This is a genomic window from Methylobacterium sp. XJLW (assembly GCF_003254375.1).
In the GTDB taxonomy this organism is placed as follows: domain Bacteria; phylum Pseudomonadota; class Alphaproteobacteria; order Rhizobiales; family Beijerinckiaceae; genus Methylobacterium; species Methylobacterium fujisawaense.
Window position 1 is genome coordinate 1,434,902 of the sequence record NZ_CP016429.1, and the last position, 21,422, is coordinate 1,456,323.

At 71.2% G+C, this 21,422-nt stretch carries 19 protein-coding genes and 1 pseudogene; 10 read left to right on the plus strand and 10 right to left on the minus strand.

From position 1 onward, the window contains the following. Positions 1 to 58 precede the first annotated feature (58 nt). The 5 genes from A3862_RS06680 to A3862_RS06700 all read right to left on the minus strand — a co-directional run bounded on the left by A3862_RS06680 (position 59) and on the right by A3862_RS06700 (position 6,358). Positions 59 to 3,487 (minus strand): UvrD-helicase domain-containing protein, encoded by a 3,429-nt coding sequence (locus tag A3862_RS06680; protein WP_043075261.1) that lies wholly within the window; start codon positions 3,485 to 3,487, stop codon positions 59 to 61. After that, positions 3,474 to 4,106, minus strand: a complete 633-nt coding sequence (locus A3862_RS06685) for a hypothetical protein (RefSeq protein ID WP_043075262.1) — start codon at positions 4,104 to 4,106, stop codon at positions 3,474 to 3,476. Before A3862_RS06685 ends, A3862_RS06680 begins: the two co-directional genes overlap by 14 nt. Continuing rightward, entirely contained in the window at positions 4,103 to 4,876 is a 774-nt protein-coding gene (locus A3862_RS06690; RefSeq protein ID WP_043075263.1) for a sigma-70 family RNA polymerase sigma factor, read from the minus strand. Before A3862_RS06690 ends, A3862_RS06685 begins: the two co-directional genes overlap by 4 nt. 133 nt (positions 4,877 to 5,009) lie before the next feature. Continuing rightward, entirely contained in the window at positions 5,010 to 5,807 is a 798-nt protein-coding gene (locus tag A3862_RS06695) for a metallophosphoesterase (protein WP_043075264.1), read from the minus strand. Next, positions 5,804 to 6,358 (minus strand): metallophosphoesterase family protein, encoded by a 555-nt coding sequence (locus A3862_RS06700; RefSeq protein WP_043075265.1) that lies wholly within the window; start codon positions 6,356 to 6,358, stop codon positions 5,804 to 5,806. Before A3862_RS06700 ends, A3862_RS06695 begins: the two co-directional genes overlap by 4 nt. A 256-nt stretch (positions 6,359 to 6,614) precedes the next feature. On the opposite strand from A3862_RS06700, the gene A3862_RS06705 reads away from it, so the two are divergent. Beyond that, positions 6,615 to 7,307: a DNA-binding protein gene (locus A3862_RS06705; RefSeq protein ID WP_083374424.1), complete on the plus strand. Its 693-nt coding sequence runs from the start codon at positions 6,615 to 6,617 to the stop codon at positions 7,305 to 7,307. 127 nt (positions 7,308 to 7,434) lie between these two features. Here the strand turns inward: A3862_RS06705 and A3862_RS06710 are convergent, their stop codons facing one another. Beyond that, positions 7,435 to 7,923: a hypothetical protein gene (locus A3862_RS06710; RefSeq protein WP_124262949.1), complete on the minus strand. Its 489-nt coding sequence runs from the start codon at positions 7,921 to 7,923 to the stop codon at positions 7,435 to 7,437. Between the two features lie 201 nt (positions 7,924 to 8,124). After that, positions 8,125 to 8,220, minus strand: a pseudogene (locus A3862_RS06715) (arsenic resistance protein ArsH); the annotation flags it as partial. Between the two features lie 208 nt (positions 8,221 to 8,428). On the opposite strand from A3862_RS06715, the gene A3862_RS06720 reads away from it, so the two are divergent. Further along, entirely contained in the window at positions 8,429 to 8,638 is a 210-nt protein-coding gene (locus A3862_RS06720; RefSeq protein WP_043075266.1) for a hypothetical protein, read from the plus strand. Between the two features lie 27 nt (positions 8,639 to 8,665). Here A3862_RS06720 and A3862_RS06725 read toward each other — a convergent pair whose 3' ends face one another. After that, positions 8,666 to 8,878, minus strand: a complete 213-nt coding sequence (locus A3862_RS06725) for a DUF2188 domain-containing protein (protein ID WP_043075267.1) — start codon at positions 8,876 to 8,878, stop codon at positions 8,666 to 8,668. Between the two features lie 97 nt (positions 8,879 to 8,975). Between A3862_RS06725 and A3862_RS06730 the strand changes: the two genes are divergently transcribed. Continuing rightward, positions 8,976 to 9,332, plus strand: a complete 357-nt coding sequence (locus A3862_RS06730) for a hypothetical protein (RefSeq protein ID WP_043075268.1) — start codon at positions 8,976 to 8,978, stop codon at positions 9,330 to 9,332. Positions 9,333 to 9,354: 22 nt separating this feature from the next. On the opposite strand, the gene A3862_RS06735 is transcribed toward A3862_RS06730, so the two are convergent. After that, positions 9,355 to 9,936 carry a toll/interleukin-1 receptor domain-containing protein gene (locus A3862_RS06735; RefSeq protein ID WP_043075269.1) on the minus strand — a complete coding sequence of 194 codons (582 nt, stop codon included), beginning with the start codon at positions 9,934 to 9,936 and terminating at the stop codon, positions 9,355 to 9,357. A 219-nt stretch (positions 9,937 to 10,155) separates the two neighbouring features. After that, on the minus strand, positions 10,156 to 10,908 hold the full coding sequence (locus A3862_RS06740) for a hypothetical protein (protein WP_043075270.1): 753 nt from the start codon (positions 10,906 to 10,908) through the stop codon (positions 10,156 to 10,158). A gap of 482 nt (positions 10,909 to 11,390) precedes the next feature. On the opposite strand from A3862_RS06740, the gene A3862_RS06745 reads away from it, so the two are divergent. The 7 genes from A3862_RS06745 (at position 11,391) to A3862_RS06780 (ending at position 21,403) form a co-directional block, all read left to right on the plus strand. Next, positions 11,391 to 12,086 (plus strand): hypothetical protein, encoded by a 696-nt coding sequence (locus A3862_RS06745; RefSeq protein WP_124262950.1) that lies wholly within the window; start codon positions 11,391 to 11,393, stop codon positions 12,084 to 12,086. 975 nt (positions 12,087 to 13,061) lie between these two features. Next, complete coding sequence (locus tag A3862_RS06755; protein ID WP_071000288.1) at positions 13,062 to 14,048, plus strand: hypothetical protein; 987 nt, start codon at positions 13,062 to 13,064, stop codon at positions 14,046 to 14,048. Between the two features lie 150 nt (positions 14,049 to 14,198). Next, positions 14,199 to 14,984: a hypothetical protein gene (locus A3862_RS06760; RefSeq protein ID WP_071000287.1), complete on the plus strand. Its 786-nt coding sequence runs from the start codon at positions 14,199 to 14,201 to the stop codon at positions 14,982 to 14,984. Between the two features lie 98 nt (positions 14,985 to 15,082). Continuing rightward, on the plus strand, positions 15,083 to 17,185 hold the full coding sequence (locus tag A3862_RS06765) for a DDE-type integrase/transposase/recombinase (protein WP_111473455.1): 2,103 nt from the start codon (positions 15,083 to 15,085) through the stop codon (positions 17,183 to 17,185). Between the two features lie 11 nt (positions 17,186 to 17,196). Then, complete coding sequence (locus A3862_RS06770) at positions 17,197 to 18,309, plus strand: TniB family NTP-binding protein (protein ID WP_083374423.1); 1,113 nt, start codon at positions 17,197 to 17,199, stop codon at positions 18,307 to 18,309. Beyond that, positions 18,299 to 20,218, plus strand: a complete 1,920-nt coding sequence (locus A3862_RS06775; protein WP_071000285.1) for a TniQ family protein — start codon at positions 18,299 to 18,301, stop codon at positions 20,216 to 20,218. Before A3862_RS06770 ends, A3862_RS06775 begins: the two co-directional genes overlap by 11 nt. Before the next feature lie 879 nt (positions 20,219 to 21,097). Continuing rightward, complete coding sequence (locus A3862_RS06780) at positions 21,098 to 21,403, plus strand: hypothetical protein (RefSeq protein WP_024828423.1); 306 nt, start codon at positions 21,098 to 21,100, stop codon at positions 21,401 to 21,403. The last annotated feature ends 19 nt before the right edge of the window (positions 21,404 to 21,422 follow it).

Sequence of the window (21,422 nt, forward strand, 5' to 3'; positions counted from 1 at the left end):
GGCCGCGCTCACTTTTTTTCCAGGATTGATCGCGGCCATCTTGCCGGCCGGCCGAGCCTCAGCGCTCCCTGGACAGGGGGTGCCGCACGAAGGCGCCGCCGGCCGGTAGGCCAGGGCAGGCGAACAGGTGCGGGCAGCGGAGGCAACCGCGCCCGGGATTGGGGGCGAAGCGGCCAGCGCCGACGTCGGCCATGTGCTGGGCGACGGCGGCCACGAGTTCCGCCCGCTTGTCGGGCGGGACCGGTCGGCGGGTCGCGCCGGTGAGGTGGATCGCCTCGACCGTCACGGGCTCGCCGAAGGCCTGCTCGGCGGCCGCATCGAGGATCGCGTATTCGATCTCCTTCTCAAGCGAGGCCATGGCCTTGCGCGTGGCGACGCGCCTCACGACGAGGCGGCCGTCACGGGTGCGCACCACGTCGTGCGCCCGTGACAGGACATGTCCGCCGCCGGCGCCCAGGCGCAGGGCCCTGGGGGGCTGCCGGCCTTCCTCGGCGCGCGTGCCCACGAGGAAGCGGAGCATCTCCTCGGCGATCTGCCTATAGGCGTTGGCGTGGCCATGCTCGGCCGGCCCGTGCCCCTCCCAGGCACCGTCGAACGCCGCCGCGAAGCCCGCCGGCTCGGCCTGCGCCGCGTCGAAGTTCCGGTCGAGCCAATCGATCATCGCCCGGACGGCGTTGTGCATCCGGATGTAGGGGTTCTCGTCGCGTCGGCCGCCGAGGCCGAGGACGTAGGTGTAGAGGAAGCGCAAGCCGCACTTCCCGTAGGAATCGAGGTGCTGGTGATCGAGTTCGACCGGCACGCTCCAGGCCACCGCCACCGGTGGCGGCGCGGCCGCAGCCGGCGGTGCCGGGAGAGGAGCGATCGGGGGCGCGGGGTCCAGCGTCGCGGCGATCCGGGCGTTGTACGCGGACGGGTTGCGCCTCCTCGCTCCACCCTTCTGAAGCGTGGAGCGGTAGAGGCGCAGGCCGTCCCGCGCGCGGGAGAGCAGCACGAAGAACAGGCAGGCCTCCTGTTCTTCGTGGCCGGCCACGCTGGCCTGGAGGCCGGTCAGGCCCGCGCTGCCGGCGATGAGACCGTCCGGCGGCGGGCAGTCCGGCGCCTTCGCGCTTCTGGGCAGCCCCGTCGCGATCATGCCCGGGGCATGGACGAGGTCGAATTCGAGGCCCTTGCTGCCGTGGATGGTCATCAGCCGGACGGCATCGAGCTCCAGGGCGGCGTCCGGGAACTGGCGCAGCGAACGCTCCTCGTTCAGCCGGATCAACCTCCTGATCTGACGCGAGACCTCGGAGGTCGGGAACTCCCCCTCGATCGGCAGGGATCTGAGGAAGTTGAGGAATTGCCAGACCGCGACGCCGGCCATCCGGTCGGCCAGCGTCGTGGCCCCGCCGATGCGGCGCGCGATACCGAGCCTGTCGAGCACCAGGGCGCTCGCTACGTTCCAGGGATGGGCGCGGGCCTCGAAGCCGCCGCAGGCGTCGCGTAGGCGCCTGAGGGATTCACGCCCGGCGAGGCTCAAGCCGGGGAGCGCGTCGGCGTCCTCCAGCCAGGCCAGCGGGCCGCCGGCCGCCTCCCTGAGGTGGACGGCGACGAGGGCGACGTCGCCGAGGCCCATCGCGACCTCCGGGATCATGGCGACGCGCACCAGCGTCGCGGCGCGGGGATCGTGGAACAGGGCGAGCAGGCTGAGCAGGTCCTTGATCTCGGGCCGCTCGAAGAGGGGCCCGAGGTAGAGGACGGGGATGTTCCGAGCCGTCAGGCCGGCGGCGAACGCGGCGAGCCGGTCGTTGGCCGTGCAGAGGATCGCCTGGTCGCGATAGTCGATCCCACCGTCGTTCGCCTCGGCGACGGAGGCGGCGACCAGCGCGATCTCGTCGTCGGGCGTGCCGGCCTCGTGCATGACCGGTCGCCGGCCGCAGGCTCCTCGATCGGCGGTGAGGCGGAGATCGCCGAGGCGTCGGAAGGCCTCGACGCTCGACGCGAAGGCCGAGAAGGTGTCGATGATCTCGCCGCGGGAGCGATAATTGACGGTCAGTGCGCCGTCCGTCGCTTTGGGATAGTCGTCCTTGAAGGCACCCATGCTCGCCGAGGTCGCGCCCCGGAAGCGGTAGATCGACTGGCGGGCGTCGCCGACCACCCAGAGGCGCTCGCCCTCGTCCGCCGCGAGTGCCGCGATCAGGCGCACGGTGGCGAAGTTCACGTCCTGGTATTCGTCGACGAGGATGTGACGGTGCCGGAGCGCCAAGGCCCTGGCGACCTGGGGATGGTCGGCCATCAGGCGAACCGGCTTCATGATGAGGTCGCCGAAGTCCAGGGCGTCGCTGTCCGCCAGGAGGCGTTCGTAGGCCGCGTAGACGAGTGCCTCCTCGGCCGCGCGCTTCGCCCGCAGGCGTGTCGCATCGTCGGTCGCGGCTCTCTCCATGGCCTCGGCGAGCTCGGCGTAGCGGACGTGATCGACGAGTTCGTCCTTGGCCCGCGAGATGGCGGCGAGGATGTCCGCGAGGTTCTCCTCGGGATCCCAGAGATCGCGGTAGTGGTCCAGGGCCAGGCTCGGGATCACCCCTTCGAGCATCGTGATGGCCGTGGCCTTGTCGACGAGGCGCGGGCTCGCAGGGAGCCGGAGCCGATCGTGGAAGCGGCGGACGATGTCGAGGCCGAAGGCGTGGAAGGTTCCGATCCAGACTGAGGCGGCCGCCTCGGGATGGGACAGGGCGAGCCGGTCCATCAGCTCGCCGGCCGCCTTGTTCGAGAAGGTCAGGACGAGGATGCCGTTCGGGTCGACGCCCTCGTCGATGAGGCTGGTCACACGCCGGATGAGGGTCCTCGTCTTCCCCGTGCCCGGGCCTGCCTGAAGGAGATAGGGGCTGCCGCGGTGCGCCACGGCGATGTCCTGGCTGGGGTCGCGCCGGAGCGCACCGCCGGAGGGGACGGCGACCGCGTCTGGGACCGGCGGAAGCAGCAGGGCATCGAGCAATTGCTGGGTGACGACGTCTTCCGTGATGCCGAGGCGGGCGGCGATGTCCGCGACGCTCATGCCCTCCGCGTGACGATCGCGCGCGACCGATCGTGGCAGCACCAGTTCGCGGGCGAAGAGGTCGGCCTGGACCTCCCGACGCTCGCCTCGCCCATAGTCGACGAGCTTCTCGACGGCGGTGCCGCTCTCCGCCGAGCGGCTGGGATCGGTGTGGTGGGTGAGGACCGGGTCCGTGCAGCCGTGCATCGCCACATGGCCGAGCTCGTGCCCGATCAACAGGGCGTCGCCACCCGCCGTGCCAGTCTCGCCGTACAGGATCCCCTTCGTGTCGGGATCGATGCGCGCTTTGCATCCATGCAGCGACACGTCGCCGGCCTGCACCGGTTGATGCCACAGGTCGTGCGTGGCGATGGCACGTACGACGATGTCGAACGGCTGCCAGGGATCACCGCCGTCGGCGACGATCTCCCGGTGGATGCGTGCAGCTCGTTTCCTCGCGGCCTCAATCGGATCCACGTTCGGCCCTTGCCATGTTGAGCAGCCGTTCCTGCTGCTCGGGGGTCAGGCCGGACGTGGCGACGGCTTCCTCGAAGCTCTGCTTCGCCCCGGCTTCCGGTTTCCCGTCCGATTTGGCCATCATGCCGCGGGGTATCGCGGAGGGTCGTCCGAGGCTGGCTATTATGAGGTCCACTTCATGCCCGACCTCATCGGCGACGAGCTTCGAGAAAGCCCTCGGGAAGCGGGCCGCCTCGATGAGGCCGTCCTTCATCTTGATCAGAAAGAGCGGGGTCACATCCAGGCGCGCCGCCAATCGCGGGAAGGCCGCCCCGCTGAACCCGGCGAAGACGTTCGGCAACGCCGCCGCGCTGCGCACGGGGGCTCTCTCGACGTCCGACCTTGTTCCGGCCTGGAAACGGGCCCATGCGGACGCCACCGTAGCTTTTGTCGAGGCATCGGCGGGCGGTAGCGGGCGGGAGGGTTCCAGCACCATCTCGACCGCCAATTCCGTCAGCTCCCGGCGCAACTCGGGGTGATCCTTCGCATACGCTTCGAGGCGTCTCGGCGTCGGCTCACCCTCGGTCGCGAACATCATCAATACGTCGCGCGCGCCGCGCGCGGTGCTGGTCGTCGTCATCGTCCCTCTCCGAGTTCACGACGCAGCTTCTCGTACGCCTTCTGGAGGCGATACCGTATCGCCCGGTCGGAGACGCCGCAAAGCTTCGCAATGGTTTCCGCGTCGTCGCCCTCGATGGGATGCCCCTTGAGGACGAGCGTGACAGCCACCCTTTCGTGGTCTGGCAAACGGTCGATCGCCCGAAGAAGCTCGTTCCGGAAATGTTCTTTTTCCTGTTCGGCGCCCTCTGCCTGGGAAAACTGCCTGAGTTGCTTGGCCAGCGCGGGAAGTGGCTGACCCTCCTGGTCGTGCATGTCCTCGACGTGATCTTCCTTGGCGGCGAGGCGTCCGGACGCGCGCAGCACGTCGATGCGCAACGCGGCGAGCGCGCTTGCGAAACGCACCTCGAAGTAGTCGAGACCGTCCCCAGGCTGGTTTCGGTCCTCCACCAGGAGGTCGACGAACCTGTCGGCCACCTCCTGTCGCAACTCCTCGGGATCGTAGAGGGAGCTCGGCCGGATGGATCCTTTCAACGACCGGGCGACCCGATCGAGGAGGATCTCGAACAGCTGCGCGAAGCGGTCATCGGAATTGTCGAGGCGGGTCGACCTGACGAGGTGGAGCAGGCACTCGGGCTCCATGAAGCCCGGCGCTCCTCGATCGTCGACGCGGGCCTCGCGGATGACGGCGTCGAGATCGAGCCCTGCGGCACGGTCTATGGCGGCGTCGACGGAAGCCGTCCTGACATAGAGTTCCCCCGTTTTCTTGCGCTTCGTGAGAGGAGGCGGCATGCCGGATCCGTGTCGCGTTCGAGCAATGCTACCTCAAGATGATTCGCCGCCAAGCTCGAAACGTCGGGCGTGTCCTCTTCTCCCCGAAGTGCGTCTTCGGAGTGCGCGGCCCTGCTGACCTTCCGGTGGCCGATCAAGGCAGGTCGATGGTGCGACCATCCTCGAAGCCGCTGGCTTCCTCGTGGTGGCCGCGCGAGTTGCAGACCATCCGGGTCCGGCCGACGTGGTAATCGACGCTCCGGTGGATGTGGCCGTGGACCCACAGGTCCGGGCCGCACGCGTGGATCAGGTCACGCAGATCCGAGGTGTAGCACCAGCCGAGATCCTCGTGCGGACGCGGCAGGCTGTCGGGCTGCGGCGCGTGATGGGTGACGACGACCGTCGGGCCGTCGTGCGCCGTCGCGAGCGTCGCCTCCAGGAATACACGCGTCTTCCTGTGCAGGGCGAGGATCTCGCCCGGCTCGACACGGTGCCGTGACCGCGGCCCGTTCCGGATCCGGCGATAGTCGTTCATGCCGCCGCGGCCCTGGGCGGCGCGCATGGCGGCGTGAAGCCCGAAGGGGCCGAGCCGGAAGTCGGTCCAGAGCGTGCCGCCGGCGAAGCGCGTGCCACCGATGACGACGGCGTCGTCGAGCAGCAGGTGGATGCCGTGGCGCGCGGTGACGTCCCGGCCGCGGGACAGCTGGTCGACGAGCGTGTAGCGGTCCTCGCCCCGGTCCCACCAAAAGACATGGTTGCCCGGAACGTAGACGACCAGCACGTCGGGCAGGCGCTCGGCGAGCCAGTCGAAGGCGCGCACGAGCGGCGTATGGACGTCGCCCGCGACGACGGCCACGTCGAAGCCGTCGGGCGGCGCGTGCGCCGCCGGATCCCAGGCGTTCTCGGGCCATTCCTGATGGAGGTCGCTGAAGACCCAGAGCTTCTGCGTCATGGCGCCCTCCCGTCGTTGGCGGCATTCTCGGCGAGGCGGATGCGGATCTCGTCCAGGGTGACCGGGCGGAAGCCGAAGCAGTCCACGCCGACGTCGGTGCTCGCCGCGGTGCCGGGCAGCGTGCCGTGGGAATGGCCGTAGAGATGGATGTCGCCGCGGTGCATTCGGGGCCAGACTCGGTGGGCATAGTGGCTGCACCACACGCCCTGGACAGACCCGTCCGGCAGCGGAACCTGCACGTGGGCGACGTCGAAGATGCCGTCCCAGGGCAGGCGCGCGCCGATGCGGTCGTGGTTGCCGCGAACGAGATAGCGCCTGGCGCCGTTCAGTCGCGTGAAGATCTCCCGGGCCTTGGCTTCGGAGCAGCGGTAGCAGAAGTCGCCGAGGTGCCAGACGGTGTCGCCCGGGCGGACGTCGGCGTTCCAACGCACGATCAGGGCCTCGTCATGGGCCTCCATCGTGTCGAAGGGGCGTCGCAGGCCCAGCCGGTCGCCAAGGGTGGCCCGGTGCGCGAAATGATGGTCGCTTGAGAAGAGGATCCGAGGGGGCATGAGAGCCTCGCGCGCTTGGCGGAGGCTCGACGCAGGTGGTCTCGCGCTCCGGGTTTTAGGGGGGCGTGGGACGACCGATGCGTATCATGGCGGGCTCCTGGGTCGGGGCGGTCCTTATTCCCTGGACGGTCCCGGGGCGCAAGGAGCGCGACTCGGTGGGGTAGCGGTAGCGGTAACGCGACCATGATTTGCTACCGAAATCCATAGGCTCGTTAACCATCTTGGGTGATGCTCGTGGCGTGGCGGGGGGCGGGCCATGAATGAGCAGCGGAAGCAGGAACTGTTCAGGGCGGCGGACGGGCTGTTAGCCAGGACCGGACGCGTGTCGCTGCGGACGCTGATCCCGCTTCTGAAGAAGGGCGGCTCGAACCGTGAGGTCGGGCCGGCGCTGGCGGAGTGGAAGGCGGCGAAGGGCTACGCGCCAGCGCTGAAGATCAAAGAGCTGCCGGTGCCGCTGCAGGATGCGCTGGCGAAGGTGGCGGGGGATCTCTGGGCGGCGGCGCAGGCCGAGGCGGCGGCGCGGCTGACCCGGGACCGCGAGAACCTGGCGGTGACCGTGCGTGCGAGCGAGGAACTGCTGGCCGAGGCGCTGGATCGTCTGGACGCGGCCGAGGCGGAGATCGCGGGGCTGCGCGAGAGCGTCACGCGGGCCGAGGCGCGGCTGGAGCGGGGCCGGTCGGAGGAGTTCTGGGACCGCGTCATGCGGGAGATCTACGAGATCCTGCGCGCCTCCGGCACGATGACCGCGGCGCAGATCCTCCGGCTCCTGAAGCCGGCGACGGTGCGCGGGGCGGCGGATCGCCGGGAGCCGCTGACGCCGAGGACACTGCACAAGAAGATGTCGGTGCGGGTGAGCCACGGCTGGTATTTCGAGCGCGGCGAGACGGGATTCTCGCGCGGCACGTTCCCGACGCTCGGCCGCGCCAGGGAAGCGGCTCCCCCAGCTTGAGCGAAGCGGCCACGGTCGTTGCCGGCTGGCCCGCCGGAATTGTGCCGACTTTATCCGCGCCGGCATATTCGGGCGCAGACGACGGATCCGCCCGGCGTTTCTCTGTGACCGCCGGCCAGCGAACCGCTCAATCGGGATCGCTCAAATTCATGGGCAGGGGCTCGAAGCGATCGCGAAACTGCTTGCCGAGATCCTGACACGCCATGAAGGCATGGTGGTTCAGCTTCGAGCAAAGCTCGTAGATGCGGAAGATCTCATCGAGGTCGAAGCGCGGCCGCTCCTCGAACCGCGGCATGAACAGGTTCATCTCCGCGCCGTTGTGATTGAACACCTCGTGGAGATACAGCATCCGTAGTTCCACGGCGTCGGCGTCGGAATGCCCGTAGAGACTATTGCGATGGGCGACGACCTTCTCGTGCAGGGCCAATTCGGCCGAGGACAGTTCGACGCCGAGCGCCTTCCAGCCGAGCTTCGGGACCCGTCCCTTGGATTGCGAGAACGGTCGTGCGTAGGCCACGACCATCGTTGTCTCGTAGCAACGGAACTTCCGCCAGGCCGGCAGGCCGTAGACGACGTCGTCTTCCAGTTCCTGCAGGAGGAAGGTGGCCGCGCTCATGGCCTGCGCGAAATCGGAGCAGGAGAGCTGAAGGCGCGTGAACCGATGGAATTCGGCTTCGTCGCGAGGGCTCGGCGCGGCTGCTGCCCCGTTATCCGGTTCGTCCATGCTCCGATGCCCCCGATCGTATCGTCCCGTTCGAAACCTGACCCGATCGCGGCATGATCGGGAAGGGGCAGCGTGATCGGGCCGGACGGTTCCTCAACGCTTCACGAAGCCGATGTCGGCGACGACCGCCTTCAGGCGCTCGGGCTCCCGTTCTTTCCGCTCGCTGTAGCGGTCGGCGCGCTCGCGGGTACCCGCACTGGGGAATGTCGGGCTGGCTGCCGCCCTATGGCGCGTGTGCGGTCCCGATCCGAAAAACAGCGTTTGACCTCCCGCCGGCGGGAAGCGTCGCGAAGGCTGTCGCTCCTGATTGGCGCGCTTCATCCACCGTCCGGAACCCGACGATACGCGAGAACTTGGCTTCGAGGACCGGGCGGTTTGCCCGGCGGGAGCACGCATCATGTCGAGTGACACCGAAAAGCATCGCGAACTGCTCAGCGGCCTGAAGCAGGCCCGGGGCAAGGCGGACGGCTCGTTCGAGGCAGCCATCACGGCCGCCTTCGAGCATGTCTTCGAGCATCTGGAGCGCTTGAATGGCCACGTCTCGTCGGGCGGTCCCGGCGGAGCGGACCGGCATCTCGAACCTGACGAGAGCGCAACCCTTCGCTGACGAAGGTCGCGATCCGACGGCCGTGGACTATCGGGTCTTCCGAAACTGGTCGGGACCGCCGACCTTCGTGTTCCGGACCCGCGCCACGTTCGGCTTCTTGTCGGGCTCCAGTTCGCGAGCCCGCTCGATCCCCGCCTTCTGGGTCGGCGTGATGGCGCTCGCGCGCTTGGATCCCTCGCGGCGCACGGCGAAGTCGCCGTCCTCGCGCGGCTCCACGTAGATGTTTCCTGGCTTGGTCATCGGCAGTCTCCGTCACCAACTAGGCGTGACGTGATGGCTGGCCGCCACGCTTTCAATGCACGGGTCAACCATTTGACCCACGCCAAGGGAGAACCCCGTGACGCCTACGGAGATCAAGGCCAAGGTTCAGGACACCCACCGCCGGGCGATGTCGAACGCCTCCCTGCAGATGTCGCGCGACGGCGGCGTCCACCACCTGTTCCGCGACGTGAAGCTGTATGGCCGGGACGCCGGCGTCGACTTCGTCGAGACGAATATAGGCCAGATCGTCCAGGAAGCGGTGTCGATGGCCGAGTGCAAGCGGCCTTCCTTGGAGATCCCGGCCTACGGCTTCGGGAAGGCGGCCGTCGCAGGCATGGCTCAGGCGCTGGAGGACCTCACGGCCCTGAAGATCGAGGTCAAGGGGAACACACTTCAGCTGATCTGGGCGCAGCCGAACCCGGGCTACGTCTAGGCTACCTCCGCCGCGGGGCGGATCAGGTCTTGGTGCCCGCTTTGGAAGGCTTGCGTGCCACGTTCGCCCGGGCACGTGGCTTCTTCGCCTTCGGCGGCGCCGAACCCTTGGCGGCCGCCTTCGCCGTGGCCTTGGCGGCGGCCCGCTTCGGCTTGGCCGGCTGCGAAGCCGCCGCGATTTCCCGTCGGACGGCGGCCACTACGCGTCGAATGCCCTGAGCGACATTGAGATAGGCGGCATCCGCACTGCGCCAGCGGGTGACCTCCCGCCCGTCTTCCGGGAGCAGCTTGAAGCCTGCGGCCGGGGTCGACTTCCAGTCGCAGGGCCGGACGACGACGGCGACCACCCGCATTGTGCCGCGGGCACGCCGGTTCATGGCGCGCCTGTACTCGATCTTCCAGCAGTAGTGGCTCGCCAGGTAGTCGGGGCTCAGCAGGCCGACGAAGACGTGGGCGTTCCTGAGTGCCCGGGCGATGGCGGTATCGAGCTTGTCGCCCGCGTTCATGTCGCCGTCGAACCAAGTCGAGACGTTGTCGCCCTTCAAGGGGGCCAGATGCGTTTCGAGTTTCCTGCGCGCGTCGGCGTCCATGTGCGAGTAGGACACGAAGATCCTGACCTCGGACTTTTCCTTCCTGCCGGGCTGCCCGGACGGCCTCGTCGTGCGCGCCGGCGGCCGTGCCGCCTTGGGCCGGGGGACGGCCTTCCGTGTGGATAAGGAAGCGCGGGCGCGCATCGTTGCCCCCGTTTGGCTAGCGGCCAAGGTCGCGAGTCATGCTCCCTGGACCCGGTTTGTTCCCAAACCGGAAGGGTTTCGGTCGTCGGCCTAGGCGAGGTGGGGCAGATATCCCGGTCCTGGTTGGACCAAGCGCCTGTCGACGAGGATGGTCCGCCGGTTGGTGGCCCCGGGATCCGAGAGACGGGGGGTCAGCGAGATGATCGCGACCTTCCAGTCCGGGATACCGGGGATAGGGGCTTCCATCACGGCGACCAGCACGGTCACGCCTCTCCTTCGCAACTCGGACACCGATGCAAGGACATTCCCGCATAGATCCCGCCTGCGGTTGAACTCGCCGCCGCCTATGGAATGCGGCCCCATCACCCATGAAACCAGATCGATCCATTCCGTCAGGGCTTCGACGTCGGCGTCGTAGGCGGGCCCGAGTTCCGGACGATGGATCAAGAACGCCTGCGTGCCGGCGACCATCCGGACCTGCCGGTGCGTCAGAAAGGGCCGTACCGGAACCGCTTCGAGGTTACCCATTTCCTCGACGAACTCGGCGGCGGCCTGCTCGCGTGGAATGGGAATGCGGGCGGCCGTGAAGGCCCCCTTCTCATAGCCGAGCGCGAGGGCGACCCTGTCCAGGCTTTCAACGCCGACCGGCTCGGCGCGCTCGACGCGTTCGATCGTAGACAACGAGACACAGGCGAAATCGGCCAGGGTCTCCTTCTTCCACTGTCTCAGGCTTCGTCCCATCCGGGTCACCATCGCGACCAGCTCGATGGGCGGCACGGCAGGAACCCCCGGCGGCCGAGGCGGCATGGCTGCCAGGCGCTCGATGATTTCCTTGGACTTCATGACGTTCTCCTTCCGACAAGGGGAAGGTGACCCGGGACGCTCGTCCAAAGGAGATCGAAAAAACCTTCAGCGACGAACGCCGGTGACGGCTGATTCGGGCGCCGCCCACGCTCAAAGGCAGCGGGCCGTCATCAAGTGATGGCGGCCCGCTTTACTCTAGGCTGACCCGACGTGGAACTTAGATGTCCGAAAGCGGATCTTTGGATCGGCTATCAGGCGCGCGGCCCAGCCAGCGAAGTCCTGGAGTTGGCCGCCCATTAACCATCCGCTCAATCCGCGATCGCCAACGTCGGCCAGAACGGCTTTGCTGCCCCCCGACCCGGAACCGCCACAGGGCCTGCGCGGCCAGACGCGGATCGGCCCATGGCCGCGGCGCCTACGCATCGCGCCACCTTCGGAACCGGCTCGCTCACGGCGTCCCTGACCCCGTTTCCGCCCTGGCCATAGTCGGACCAGGCGCCTGGCCACGCGGGGGAATGCGGGTGCCGACCATCCCGCACCAGGAGTCACCAACTATGCCGGAGCCCACTCAGATCCCCCGAAGACCGCCGCTGCATCGCGATCGGCTGGAGGCATTCGAGCGCGTGAGGCGCGCTGTCGTGTCGGGAACGTCGACCTTCGCGATCGATCACGGCGAAAACCGGCGGACCTCGGATCGGGCCGCGGAGATCGTTCGCGCGCTGGAGTCCGACAAGACCGCGACCGTTCGGCGAGGCGGTGGCGCGGACGTGACGCGGGTGCTCGTGACGATGGCGGGACGCCGCCTCGCCGTGGCGCGGGATGCGGGCGGCGTCGCGCTGTTCCCCCTGGACGGACCCATGCGGGTCGTGGATCGGCCGCAGCGATGGGACGCGGACGTCGACCTGGCGCGACAGGATCGGCGCGGCCTCGTTCGCGCGATGGCCCCCGACGAATACGATGACGACACGCGTGCCGGCTCCGCCGTCACCGTCGTGCTCGACCCGGTGGTCGATTGGCCCACGCATCCCGTCTACGAGGCCCGCCGGCACAGCGCCGGCGACGCGATCCGTGTCTGGGAAGTCTTCACCCTGGACGGCGAGTCCCACGGCCTGCTGCTCATGATGGAAAACGGCTTCCACGGGGTCGAACCGTGCGGCGCGGTCAGCCCGGAAGTCAGCCCCGGCGCGGCCGCTTGGCAGATCGTCATGAACGGCTAGGGGCTCGGCCGGAGGCCCGGGCCGACGACGGGATCCGCCAGCCCACGGGGCCGGAGATGGCCGGCACGGAGGGCGTGTGGGAGTTCCCCTGGCGCGGCTCCGCCGCGACCTGAAGCGCCATCCCGCGGAGGATCCGTCCGTCGCCCGGGATGCCCGCGCCGCCGCGGAACCGGCCGGAGCACGGCTGCGCGGTCTGACGTCGGCGAAGGAGAGGCCGGGCCCGCGGACCGACCATGCCCCACGCATGGCTGGCCGACGCCCGCGGCTCCTGCTTCTTCACCGCCGCCGATGTCGACGCGGTCCGACCTGCGACGGGCAAGGCCCGGAATCGCCGCAGTGTGCGGGCGAGCCTCGCGGTGGCGGTCGATCAATCGATCGGGCGGCGCCGCTTCGACGGGCGGACCGTACGCGGGGCCGCCCGCTTCCGAAGGGTCGCGCAGCTTCGACCGAGCCGATCGGCGGGACGCCGGCGCGCTTCTCCCCGCGACCGGACGCGAACGAAGCCGGCCGCGCCGTTTGTCGATCTTTAGATAGTATTAACGATGTACAAAACGCCTTATCCACAGTCTTGCGGACCTTAGCGCATTTTCTCACTTGCATACATCCGCTCTCGCATGTATTACGACCGTGAGCGTCGCTGCGACACCCGTCCGCGCTCAACCCTCCCCCAAACATACATCCCTGCCCGACCGCGGGCATGGCGACCTGTCCTGGTCGCATTCTCCGGTCGGGGCCGCCCCGGTCAGCCGGATCCAGGCGGCACGTTCGCCCCGCCGGCGCCAGCCGTTCGACGCCGCGCGAGCCCGCCCGTCCCCGATGTGCCCCCGTCCGTCAGCGTCCCCCTTGGGCCGCGGCGGTACGACGACGACCCGCACGGGTCCGCCCGTGCAGCGGCGCCCGAAGCCGCCGGTCGGCGGCCGCCCCGTGCCCGCCCGGCATCCGCTCGTCCCGCAAGCCGCCAGGCAAGGAAGATCCATGCCCCCCCAGAACGACTTTCCCACCCGCCACGCCGCGCCCGCCCCCAGCGAGCGTCTCGCCGCCGAAGTCGAACGGCGACTCGTCTACGTCCGCGCGATGCGAGGCCTGGCCCGGCGGCCTGCGCTGACCAGGGTCGCCGCCGTCGTCGCGGAGGTCGCGGCGGAGGTCGGCGGCAAGCCGCCGGCCCCCCGGACCGTGGCCGCATGGTGCCGCCGGTACGAAAGCGCCGGCCGCGACCCTGCCGCTCTGATCCCGGTGCTGCGCAGCCGCGGGACGGCGACGCCCGTCAGGCCTGTCCGGATGGGCGACGGCGCACAGCTGCCGGACGTCATGGGGCCGGCGAGACCGGCGAAGCCCGGCACGACGCCTGATCACGGCGTCGTGTCGATGACGACGCCCGCGCGCACGGTCATCCCGGAACAGCGCCGCTCCCGCCAAGCCCCGCATCGACGCGCGGCCGAGCCGGCCGTCGATCCTGCGGATGCCCCGCGGCGCTTCGGCAGGATCGACGGCGCGCGACGCCCCGACCCCCGGCTTCCGGAGGGCGCGGTTCGCATGGACATCGTCCGCCTGCGGGACGCTTCGGGGGAAACGGCGGACCTGGCCCTCGCGTGGGACCGCGGCGGGCGCCCGTTCGGGGCCGCGCTCGGACGGTCCCTCGAAGCGGGCGAGTTCGTGCGCCTGCTCCATGGCGGCGTGTCCGCCGCGGGCGTCGAGGTGATCGGACTCGCGGCCCTCGCCCCCACCGCCGTCCTGGTCGACAACGCCCGCGAGTTCCATAGCGCGTCGTTCCGCGAGGCGGCGCACGCCCTCGGGGTCAGCATCCACTACGTGCCGACCGGCGCGTCTCAGCGGAATCCGTCCGAACGAGTCCTGCGCAAGGTCGCGGCGCACATGGGCATCTCCGGCATCCGCGGCCTCGCCGAACATCTTCGGCGGTGGCTCGGACCGGACGGCGAGAAGATCGCCGCGACCGCGGGCTGACCGCGCCGCAGTCCCGCCTGCGCCGACCGTCGGTCGGCGGGGCGCCGCCCGCCGCGCCCCGGATCGCATGCCGGGGCCTACCTCGCCCCGACGGAACGGCCGCGACCGCCCCCACCCTCGGGATCGCCGCCGCCGATCCAGGATCTTGCCATGACCGAGAGCAGACACGCCATGTGTGCCACCCCCTTCGCCGCCGAAACCCATGAGTTCGTCAGGGCGATCGCCGACGGATACCTGTTCCGGGAGCGGGCGACCGGGATCCATGTCGCCGTTTCCCCGGCGGGGATGGTCGCGTCCTGGTGCCGCAACGTCTCGGGCCACCGGACGGTCGCGGCCGCCCCCGACGGCGGGCGGCCCGGCCCGGCCGTCTCCGGGACACCCCCGGCTGTCCTCCCGCAGGGTCGGCCTCGGCCGCAGGAGGCGGCCGGCACCCTCGCGACCTGGCGCGGCGCGTTCGCCGCGGATCCGGCCGCCGCGGCGCCGCCCCCCGGCTATCGGCGCCTGCGGCGCCGCCTGGTGACCGGCCGCCGCGACACCTTCAGCGGCTTCCGGCCGTCGAGGAAGACGGGGCGGATGGTGGCCTACGAAAGCCTTCTCGAACGGACCGCCGCGATCCTGCTGGAGGAGGCGCGGGAGGTCTCCGACTACCTGGAGCAACCGGCCTCCGAGTCGTGGGACGACGCGGGGACGCCGCGCCGATACACCGCCGACTTCGGCGCGCTGACCGCGCTCGGGATCGCCTACGTCGAGGTCAAGCCGCGGCGCCTCGCCCGTCGGCCCGGGACGATGGCGCGTCACAGGGCCGTCCGCGAGGCCCTCCACGCCCGGGGGATCGGCTTCGTCGTCTGGACCGAGCGCGAGATGGCGCGGCCGGCACGGGCGATCGCCCTGCTGCTGTGCGCCGCCCGGCGCGCCGAGCGGGACCGGCGCGCCTGATCGCCCGTCCCGGCGGCGGGCCGTCCCGGCCGCCCGGACCGCACCCGTCGCCGTCGATCCCCTCCCGCGCCCACCGCCCAGCAAGTCGGCAGCGACCCATGATCGTGCCCTTCATCAACTTCCCCCTCGGCTCGTCGGTCAGGATCGAGGACGTCACGCATACGTACATGTCGCGCGAGCAGGCCGGCTGCGTGTTCCGGAGCGAGGTGGACGGGCGCACGGTGACGCACGGATCCAAGGAGATCGCGTCGCTCTACTTCTCCGGGAAGTTCGTGATCCCGAGGCAGCTGCACCCGGCCCTGCCGGCCGGCATCCGCGAGAACCTGCGGCGGAGCCTGTCCGAGTTCCCCGACCACAGGCAGGCGGAGGCCGAGCGCCGCCTGGACTACGTCATGACGATCGACGGGCTGGAGGAGCGCCGGAAGAACGGCGACGGAACGCTGTTCCGGCGCAACGCACGCCGGTACGCGTCCGTGGCCCGGGCGGTGGCGAGCCTCAGGCGGCGCCGGGCCGGCGTCCCGGGCCTCCTGCCCGACGCCGCGGCGCGGAAGCAGGCGAGGGCCGAGGCCACGCCGTCCGCCCCCACGCTGCGGGATTGGATGCGGCGCTGGGAGCGGTCCGGCCGCGAGCCCTCCGCCCTGGTGCGGCTCGACGATCGCAAGGGGCGCAAGCCCAGGGAGCTGGCGCCCGCCCTCGTCGACCTCATGGCCGAAGCCGTCAGGACCTTCTACCGCCAGGAGGAAGGGCCGACGATCCGCCTGCTCCACGAGTACGTGGCGGGGCGCGTCCAGCAGCACAACCGGGAGACCGGCGACAGGCTCACGCCGCTCACGGAGACGGCGCTCCACCGTTTCGTCACGGGGCGCTTCGGCGCCCGCGAGCTCGCCGAGGCCCGGCTCAAGCCGCGCAAGGCGGCGATGCGCTTCGACGCCAAGCGGCGCCGGGCCTCGCCAAAGAAGGCGTGCGAGGTCATCGAGATCGATCACGTCCTCCTGGACGTGACGGTCGTGCGCGACCGCGGCGGCGAACCGCTTGAGACCGAGGAGGGCTCCCATCGGCGAAAGCGCGGCATCGCCGGGCGGCCCTGGCTGACGCTCGCCATCTGCACGGCGACGCGATGCGTGGTGGGATGGTCGATCTCGCTGGATCCCCCCTCGTACGTGTCGGTGATGCTGTGCCTGCGCAGCATGCTCTCGGCGAAGGCAGACGTGAGCGTGAACGGGCGCGCGGTCGTGAATCCGGTCTTCGGGATGCCGAAGGTCCTGAGGCTCGACAACGGCAAGGAGTTCCACAGCCTCGCCCTGAAGGCCGCGGCGGCCAAGCTCGGCTTCGAGCTGCTCTACTGCCCGCGGCGGGCGCCCTGGGAGAAGGGGCGCGTCGAGCGCTTCTTCGGCGAGGTCCAGCGCAACTTCGCAACGATGCCCGGCCGAACGTTCGGAAGCCCGGAGCGGCGCGGCGACTACCGCCCGCACGACCGCGCCCGCATGACCATGGGCGAGATCAGGGTGCTGTTCGCGATCTGGGTGGCGGCCTACTACCATCAGAAGAACCACCGCGGGCTGTTCCACAGGACGCCGATGGAGGTCTGGCAGGAGATGTCGCCCCTCGGGGTGGACATGCCGCCCAGCGCGCGCGACGTCGTGGTGGCTACCGCCCTGCCGCTGCTGAAGCCGATCCAGGACACCGGCATCGAGTACCTCGAACTGCACTGGGACTGCGCCGAGCTGGAGCGCCTGCGGGAGCTCCACGGACGCAAGCGGAAGTGGCGGTGCGCGCTCGACCCGCTCGACCTGACGACGATGACCGTCTGGGACGACACGGTCGAGCCCAACGTGGAGATCCGGGCGACCTGCCAGGAGCCGGACCTGATCGAGGGCCTCGACCTCGACATGTGGAAGCGGCTCAGGAACCGGTCGAAGGAGCGTACGCCCGAATCCGAGCGGGTCCGTCGGGAGACGCTGGCGGACGCGCGCGTGGAGATGTTCGAGCGGGCCAGCCGGGACGACCGCGCCGGGAAGCCCCTGGGCAGGGGGAAGCAGAAGTTCGCCGACGCCGCCCGGCCGGCCCGTGCCGTCGCGGCCCTGCCGACGCCCGAGGCGGCCGAGGCACCGTCCGCCGCGGCGACGCATTCCCCCGCCGAGGCTGCCGGCGCGCCGGCCCGCCGCGGCTCCGTGGTCACCCGCTCGCAATACTACGACTGAGGACGACACCCATGACACACGCCATGACGCCCGACGCCCACGCCTCCCGCGAGCCGGTCCCCGGATCCGCGCCCCCCTCCGGCGCGGCCGCGCCCGGCGGCCCCGCGGGGGGCGGCAGGACGAACTGGGACGCGCCGCACAACGCCGCCCGGCTCGACGCCTTCGTCCTGGCCATGCGGGAACGCATCCACGTCCCCACCGTGGCGTACGGGGAGGCCCAGCGGGAGATGCGCCTGCTGCGCGACCGCGCGCGCCGGCGGGAGCGGGGCAACGTCCTGGTGATCGGCGGCGAGGCCGGGGCGGGCAAGAGCTGGGTCCTCGACCGCGAGCTGACGGCGGTCGACTTCCCCGACGTCAAGACGAGCTGGGCGGACCCCCTGCCGGTCCTGCGCCTGGACGCGCCCTCGCCCGGCCGCATGAAGGCGCTCCTGGTCAAGATGCTGTCGCAGGTGGCCGGGTACGAGGCGAGCGACCGGCCGTCCGAGCCGATGCTGATGCGGCAGTTCGTCAAGGTCGCGCAGGCGCGCGGGGTGCGGGTGGTCAAGATCGACGAGTTCCAGCACATCGTGAACCTGGCGCGCACGGACAGGCACGAGCGCACCGTGTCCGAGACCCTCAAGACGCTCCTGAACGAGACCGACATCCAGCTCGTGCTGGCGGGCGAGCCGTCCGTCATGACCTTCTTCGATCGCTGGAAGCAATTCGAGCGCCGCGGCGCGAAGCTGCCGATGACGCCGTTCGCCGGCGAGGCCGCCCGGGAGGAGTTCGCCGACTTCCTCAATCATTACGACGACCAACTCGTGGCCCTGCATTTCCGGGCAAGAAGCGGCTTCGCCGAGAAGGTCGACCGCTTCCGGCTGGCGACGGACGGCTATGTCGGCCTCGCGTCCAAGCTCATCCACCTCGCCGCGGAGATGTCGTTCAAGGCCGGTCACAACTGCGTCGACGACACCCTCGCCGTGGCCTACGAGCGCTGGCGTCGCCGCGGCGACGGCGCCAACCCGTTCCTCATGAAACCCGACGCGGTGTGCAGGGCGCTCCGGCGCCCGGCGACGCCGGCAGGGGGCGACCTGACCCGCCTGCGCGGGACCGGCGGCGTCCCGGAGCCGAGCTATGGCAAGTAGGCCCGAGCCGGCGGCCCGCCTGCCGCTGCACCTGGCGCCGGGCAGCGGCGAGCCGGCCTACGCCCTGCTCGAACGCCTCTCGCGGCGGTACGGGGCCGGGAGCCCGGCGGCGTTCGCGGCCGCCAACGGCCTGGACTGGAGGTCGGTCGTGGCGGGGCGCGACACGGACCGGGTCGCCGCGCTGGCCGGCGTCGACGCCGGCGCCCTGCGGGCCGCCACCTTCGTGGTCGAGGGCGCGACGGTCCGGCTCGGCGACGAGATCGTCGCGCGGGCCGATTGGTCGCCCCCGGCCCGGCGACGCTGCCGCGCGTGCGAGGCGGAGGACGCGGCACGGCTCGACGCGCCGCCCCCCCGGGCGTTCCGCCGGGCCTGGTGGGACGTCCGCTCCCTCCGGCGCTGCCCCCGGCACGGGACCGACCTCGCCGCGGCGGCGGCGGGGGACGCCGGCATGCCGGATCCCGCCACCACACCCTGCGAGGCCGGATTCCCCGGCGAGACCTACGTCCTCGGACGCCTCGGCTTCGGGGGACGGCGCCGGGTCCCGCTGCTCGACGCGCTGTCGCTGGCCGCCGCCATCCCCCTCGTCGAGCGCGTCGGCGCGATGCGCCTCCACGGACGCCGCGCGCGGAGCGACGCCAGGCTGGTGGACGCCGGCCCGCTGCTGTCCGCCGGCATGGCGGCGTTCGAGGGCGGCCCCTCGCCGTTCCGCTCTTTCCTCGACGGCTTGGTGGCGACGGCCCGGCCGGACCGCGACGAGTTGACCCCCGGCGTGGCCTACGGCCGGCTCTACGGCTGGCTCGTGCACGACGAGCGGGACCCGGCCTACGGGCCGGTCCGCGAGGCGCTCCGCGCGCACGCCATCGCGTCCCTGCCCCTTCAACCGGGCAGGGACCTGCTCGGCCGGCCCGTCACGGAGCCGGTCCTCGGGACGGTCGCCCGTCTCAGCAGGGTTACCGGCCTGGAGAAGGCGACCGTCGAGCGTCTGCTCGCGTCTCTCGGGGCGGTCCCGGCGCCGGGGCCGAGCCCGATACCGCTCTACGCCGCCGCGGACTGCGCCCGTCTGGCCGACCTCGCCGCCGCGACGTGCTGGTCGGCCGAGGCGCGGCGGGCGCTCGGCCTGACCAACGAAGGGATGGCCTCGGTCGTGTCCGCCGGCTGCCTGGTCCCTGTCCTGCCCCGGCACGGGCGCGAGGTCCGCGAGGACCGGTTCGACCGGGCCGCCGTGGAGCGGCTCGCCGTCGGGGTGTTCACGGGGGTGCCGCGCCTGCGCGACGTGCCCGCGGGCTGCGCCCCGCTGCCGGAGGCCGCGCGGCGCGGCATGTCGTCGATCGGCTCGATCGTGCGGGCGGTCCTGGACGGCCGCCTTGCCCCCCGGGGACGGGTGCGCGGCCGGGCCGGGCTCCCCGGCCTGGTCCTCCGGGTCGCCGACGTCGCGGCGCTGCAACGGGCGCCCAGCGACGACGTCCCCTGGACGGAGGTCGTGGCCCGGGTCGGCGACCGCGGGCTCGCGAGGTCCCTGGTCGCGTCGGGCCGGCTCGGGCTGCGCCGCGCGCCCTGCGGCTTCCGGAACCGGCACCGGCGCGAGGTGGCGCGCGCGGACTGGGCGCAGTTCCGGCAGGGCTTCGTGTCCGCCGGCGAGCTGGCGCGCGCCGAGGGGACGTCTGCGGCGGCGATGGCGCGGAGGCTGTCGCGGTCCGGGATCGGGCCGGCCTTCGGGTCCGGGTCGCCCGGCGGCCCGACGTTCTATCGCAGGGAGGACGTCGGAACCCTCCCGCGCGCGACGCCGGCCACACGGCGGAGACGGCCGCCGCGACCCGGGCCTGGAGTGGGCTCCCGACCGGTCGTGCGCCCGTCCGCCGGGGCCGTGGCCGACCGGTTGCCAGGAACCCGCCGCCGCGCAGCGCCATAGGGCGCCGCGGAACGGCGCGAGGCCCCGGCCCAGCGTCCGGCATCGATCCGAGCCCGCCGTCGGGGCCGCCGGCCGACCCCGGCGCCGTTCGACCGCGGCGCCGACGACCGGCAGCGTGGAAGCGGCTCAGCCGATGGTGTTCGCCGGAGGTTGCGGACTGTCATGGGCGCAGCGACGCGCGATCCGAGCCGTCGACCGGCCCGCGCCCGGATTCCCCCCGAGGAACCCGCAAAGCCTTGTCCGCGGGCCCCTCGCTCGACCGGACGCGGGTCGGTGGACAGGTTCGCCGAGCCCCGGGGGCTCATGGCGGATCGTCGACGGCTCGCTGGCGGTGACATCGGCATTCCACCGTCGACCCCTCGTTCAGGGTGTCCGTCCTTGAACCGAAGGGACCTCTCGCTGACCGTCGCAGCCGCAGCCGGCTCGGGCCTGCCGAGGCGGATGCGCACGCATCGGAGAGCTGCCAGGCCGTTCGGACGTCGGGCACGCAGGCGGCCGCTCCAGATGGGGCCGGGGCCCCGAACGTTGCGGCACTCCCCACCCATCGACGCGACGCAGGATGTGGACGTGCCGCCAAGCCGAACGACCGGGCCATGCCACAGACGCACGCTGGGATTGTTGCGCTGCACGAAACTCCATCCGGCGTGGTGCGGTTTGAGAACCTTGTCGGGGCGGCAGGCTTCGGCCATCGCCCGTAGGTCCCCACCGCACATGACGACCGAGCCGAAGTCGAGGTGGCGCCCCACCACTAAACGCCCGACCGGTGGATGCGCGACCAGCACTGGCGTCGCCGAAACGCCGACCGCTCATGGAGCGGACCGAACAGCTCTCGGCCCCGCGTCCCATGCCTCCGTTCGGCGCCGACCAGCGGACGGGGCGGTGGGCTACAGGACCGGCGCCGATCGCCTGCAAGCCATCGCGGATCGGCTGCGCGTCCCGGTCGCGACCTTCTTCGTCGGAACGGTCGGCTCGATCGAGGGCGTATCGCCGGTCCTCGACCTGCTGCGCCATCCGGAGACGGCAAGGCTCGTCAGGGCGTTCGCGGCGATCTCCGACCCGGTGACGCGCCATCGCGTGCTGTCCGCCGTCGAGGCCGCTGCGGCGGGCGCCGAGGCGCCGGATGAGCCGCCGTCCGGGCCGGCGACCGAGGCCGCATGCGACGGTTCGCAGGAGGGCCAGGGGTAGCGGTGGGTCTTCGTGTCCG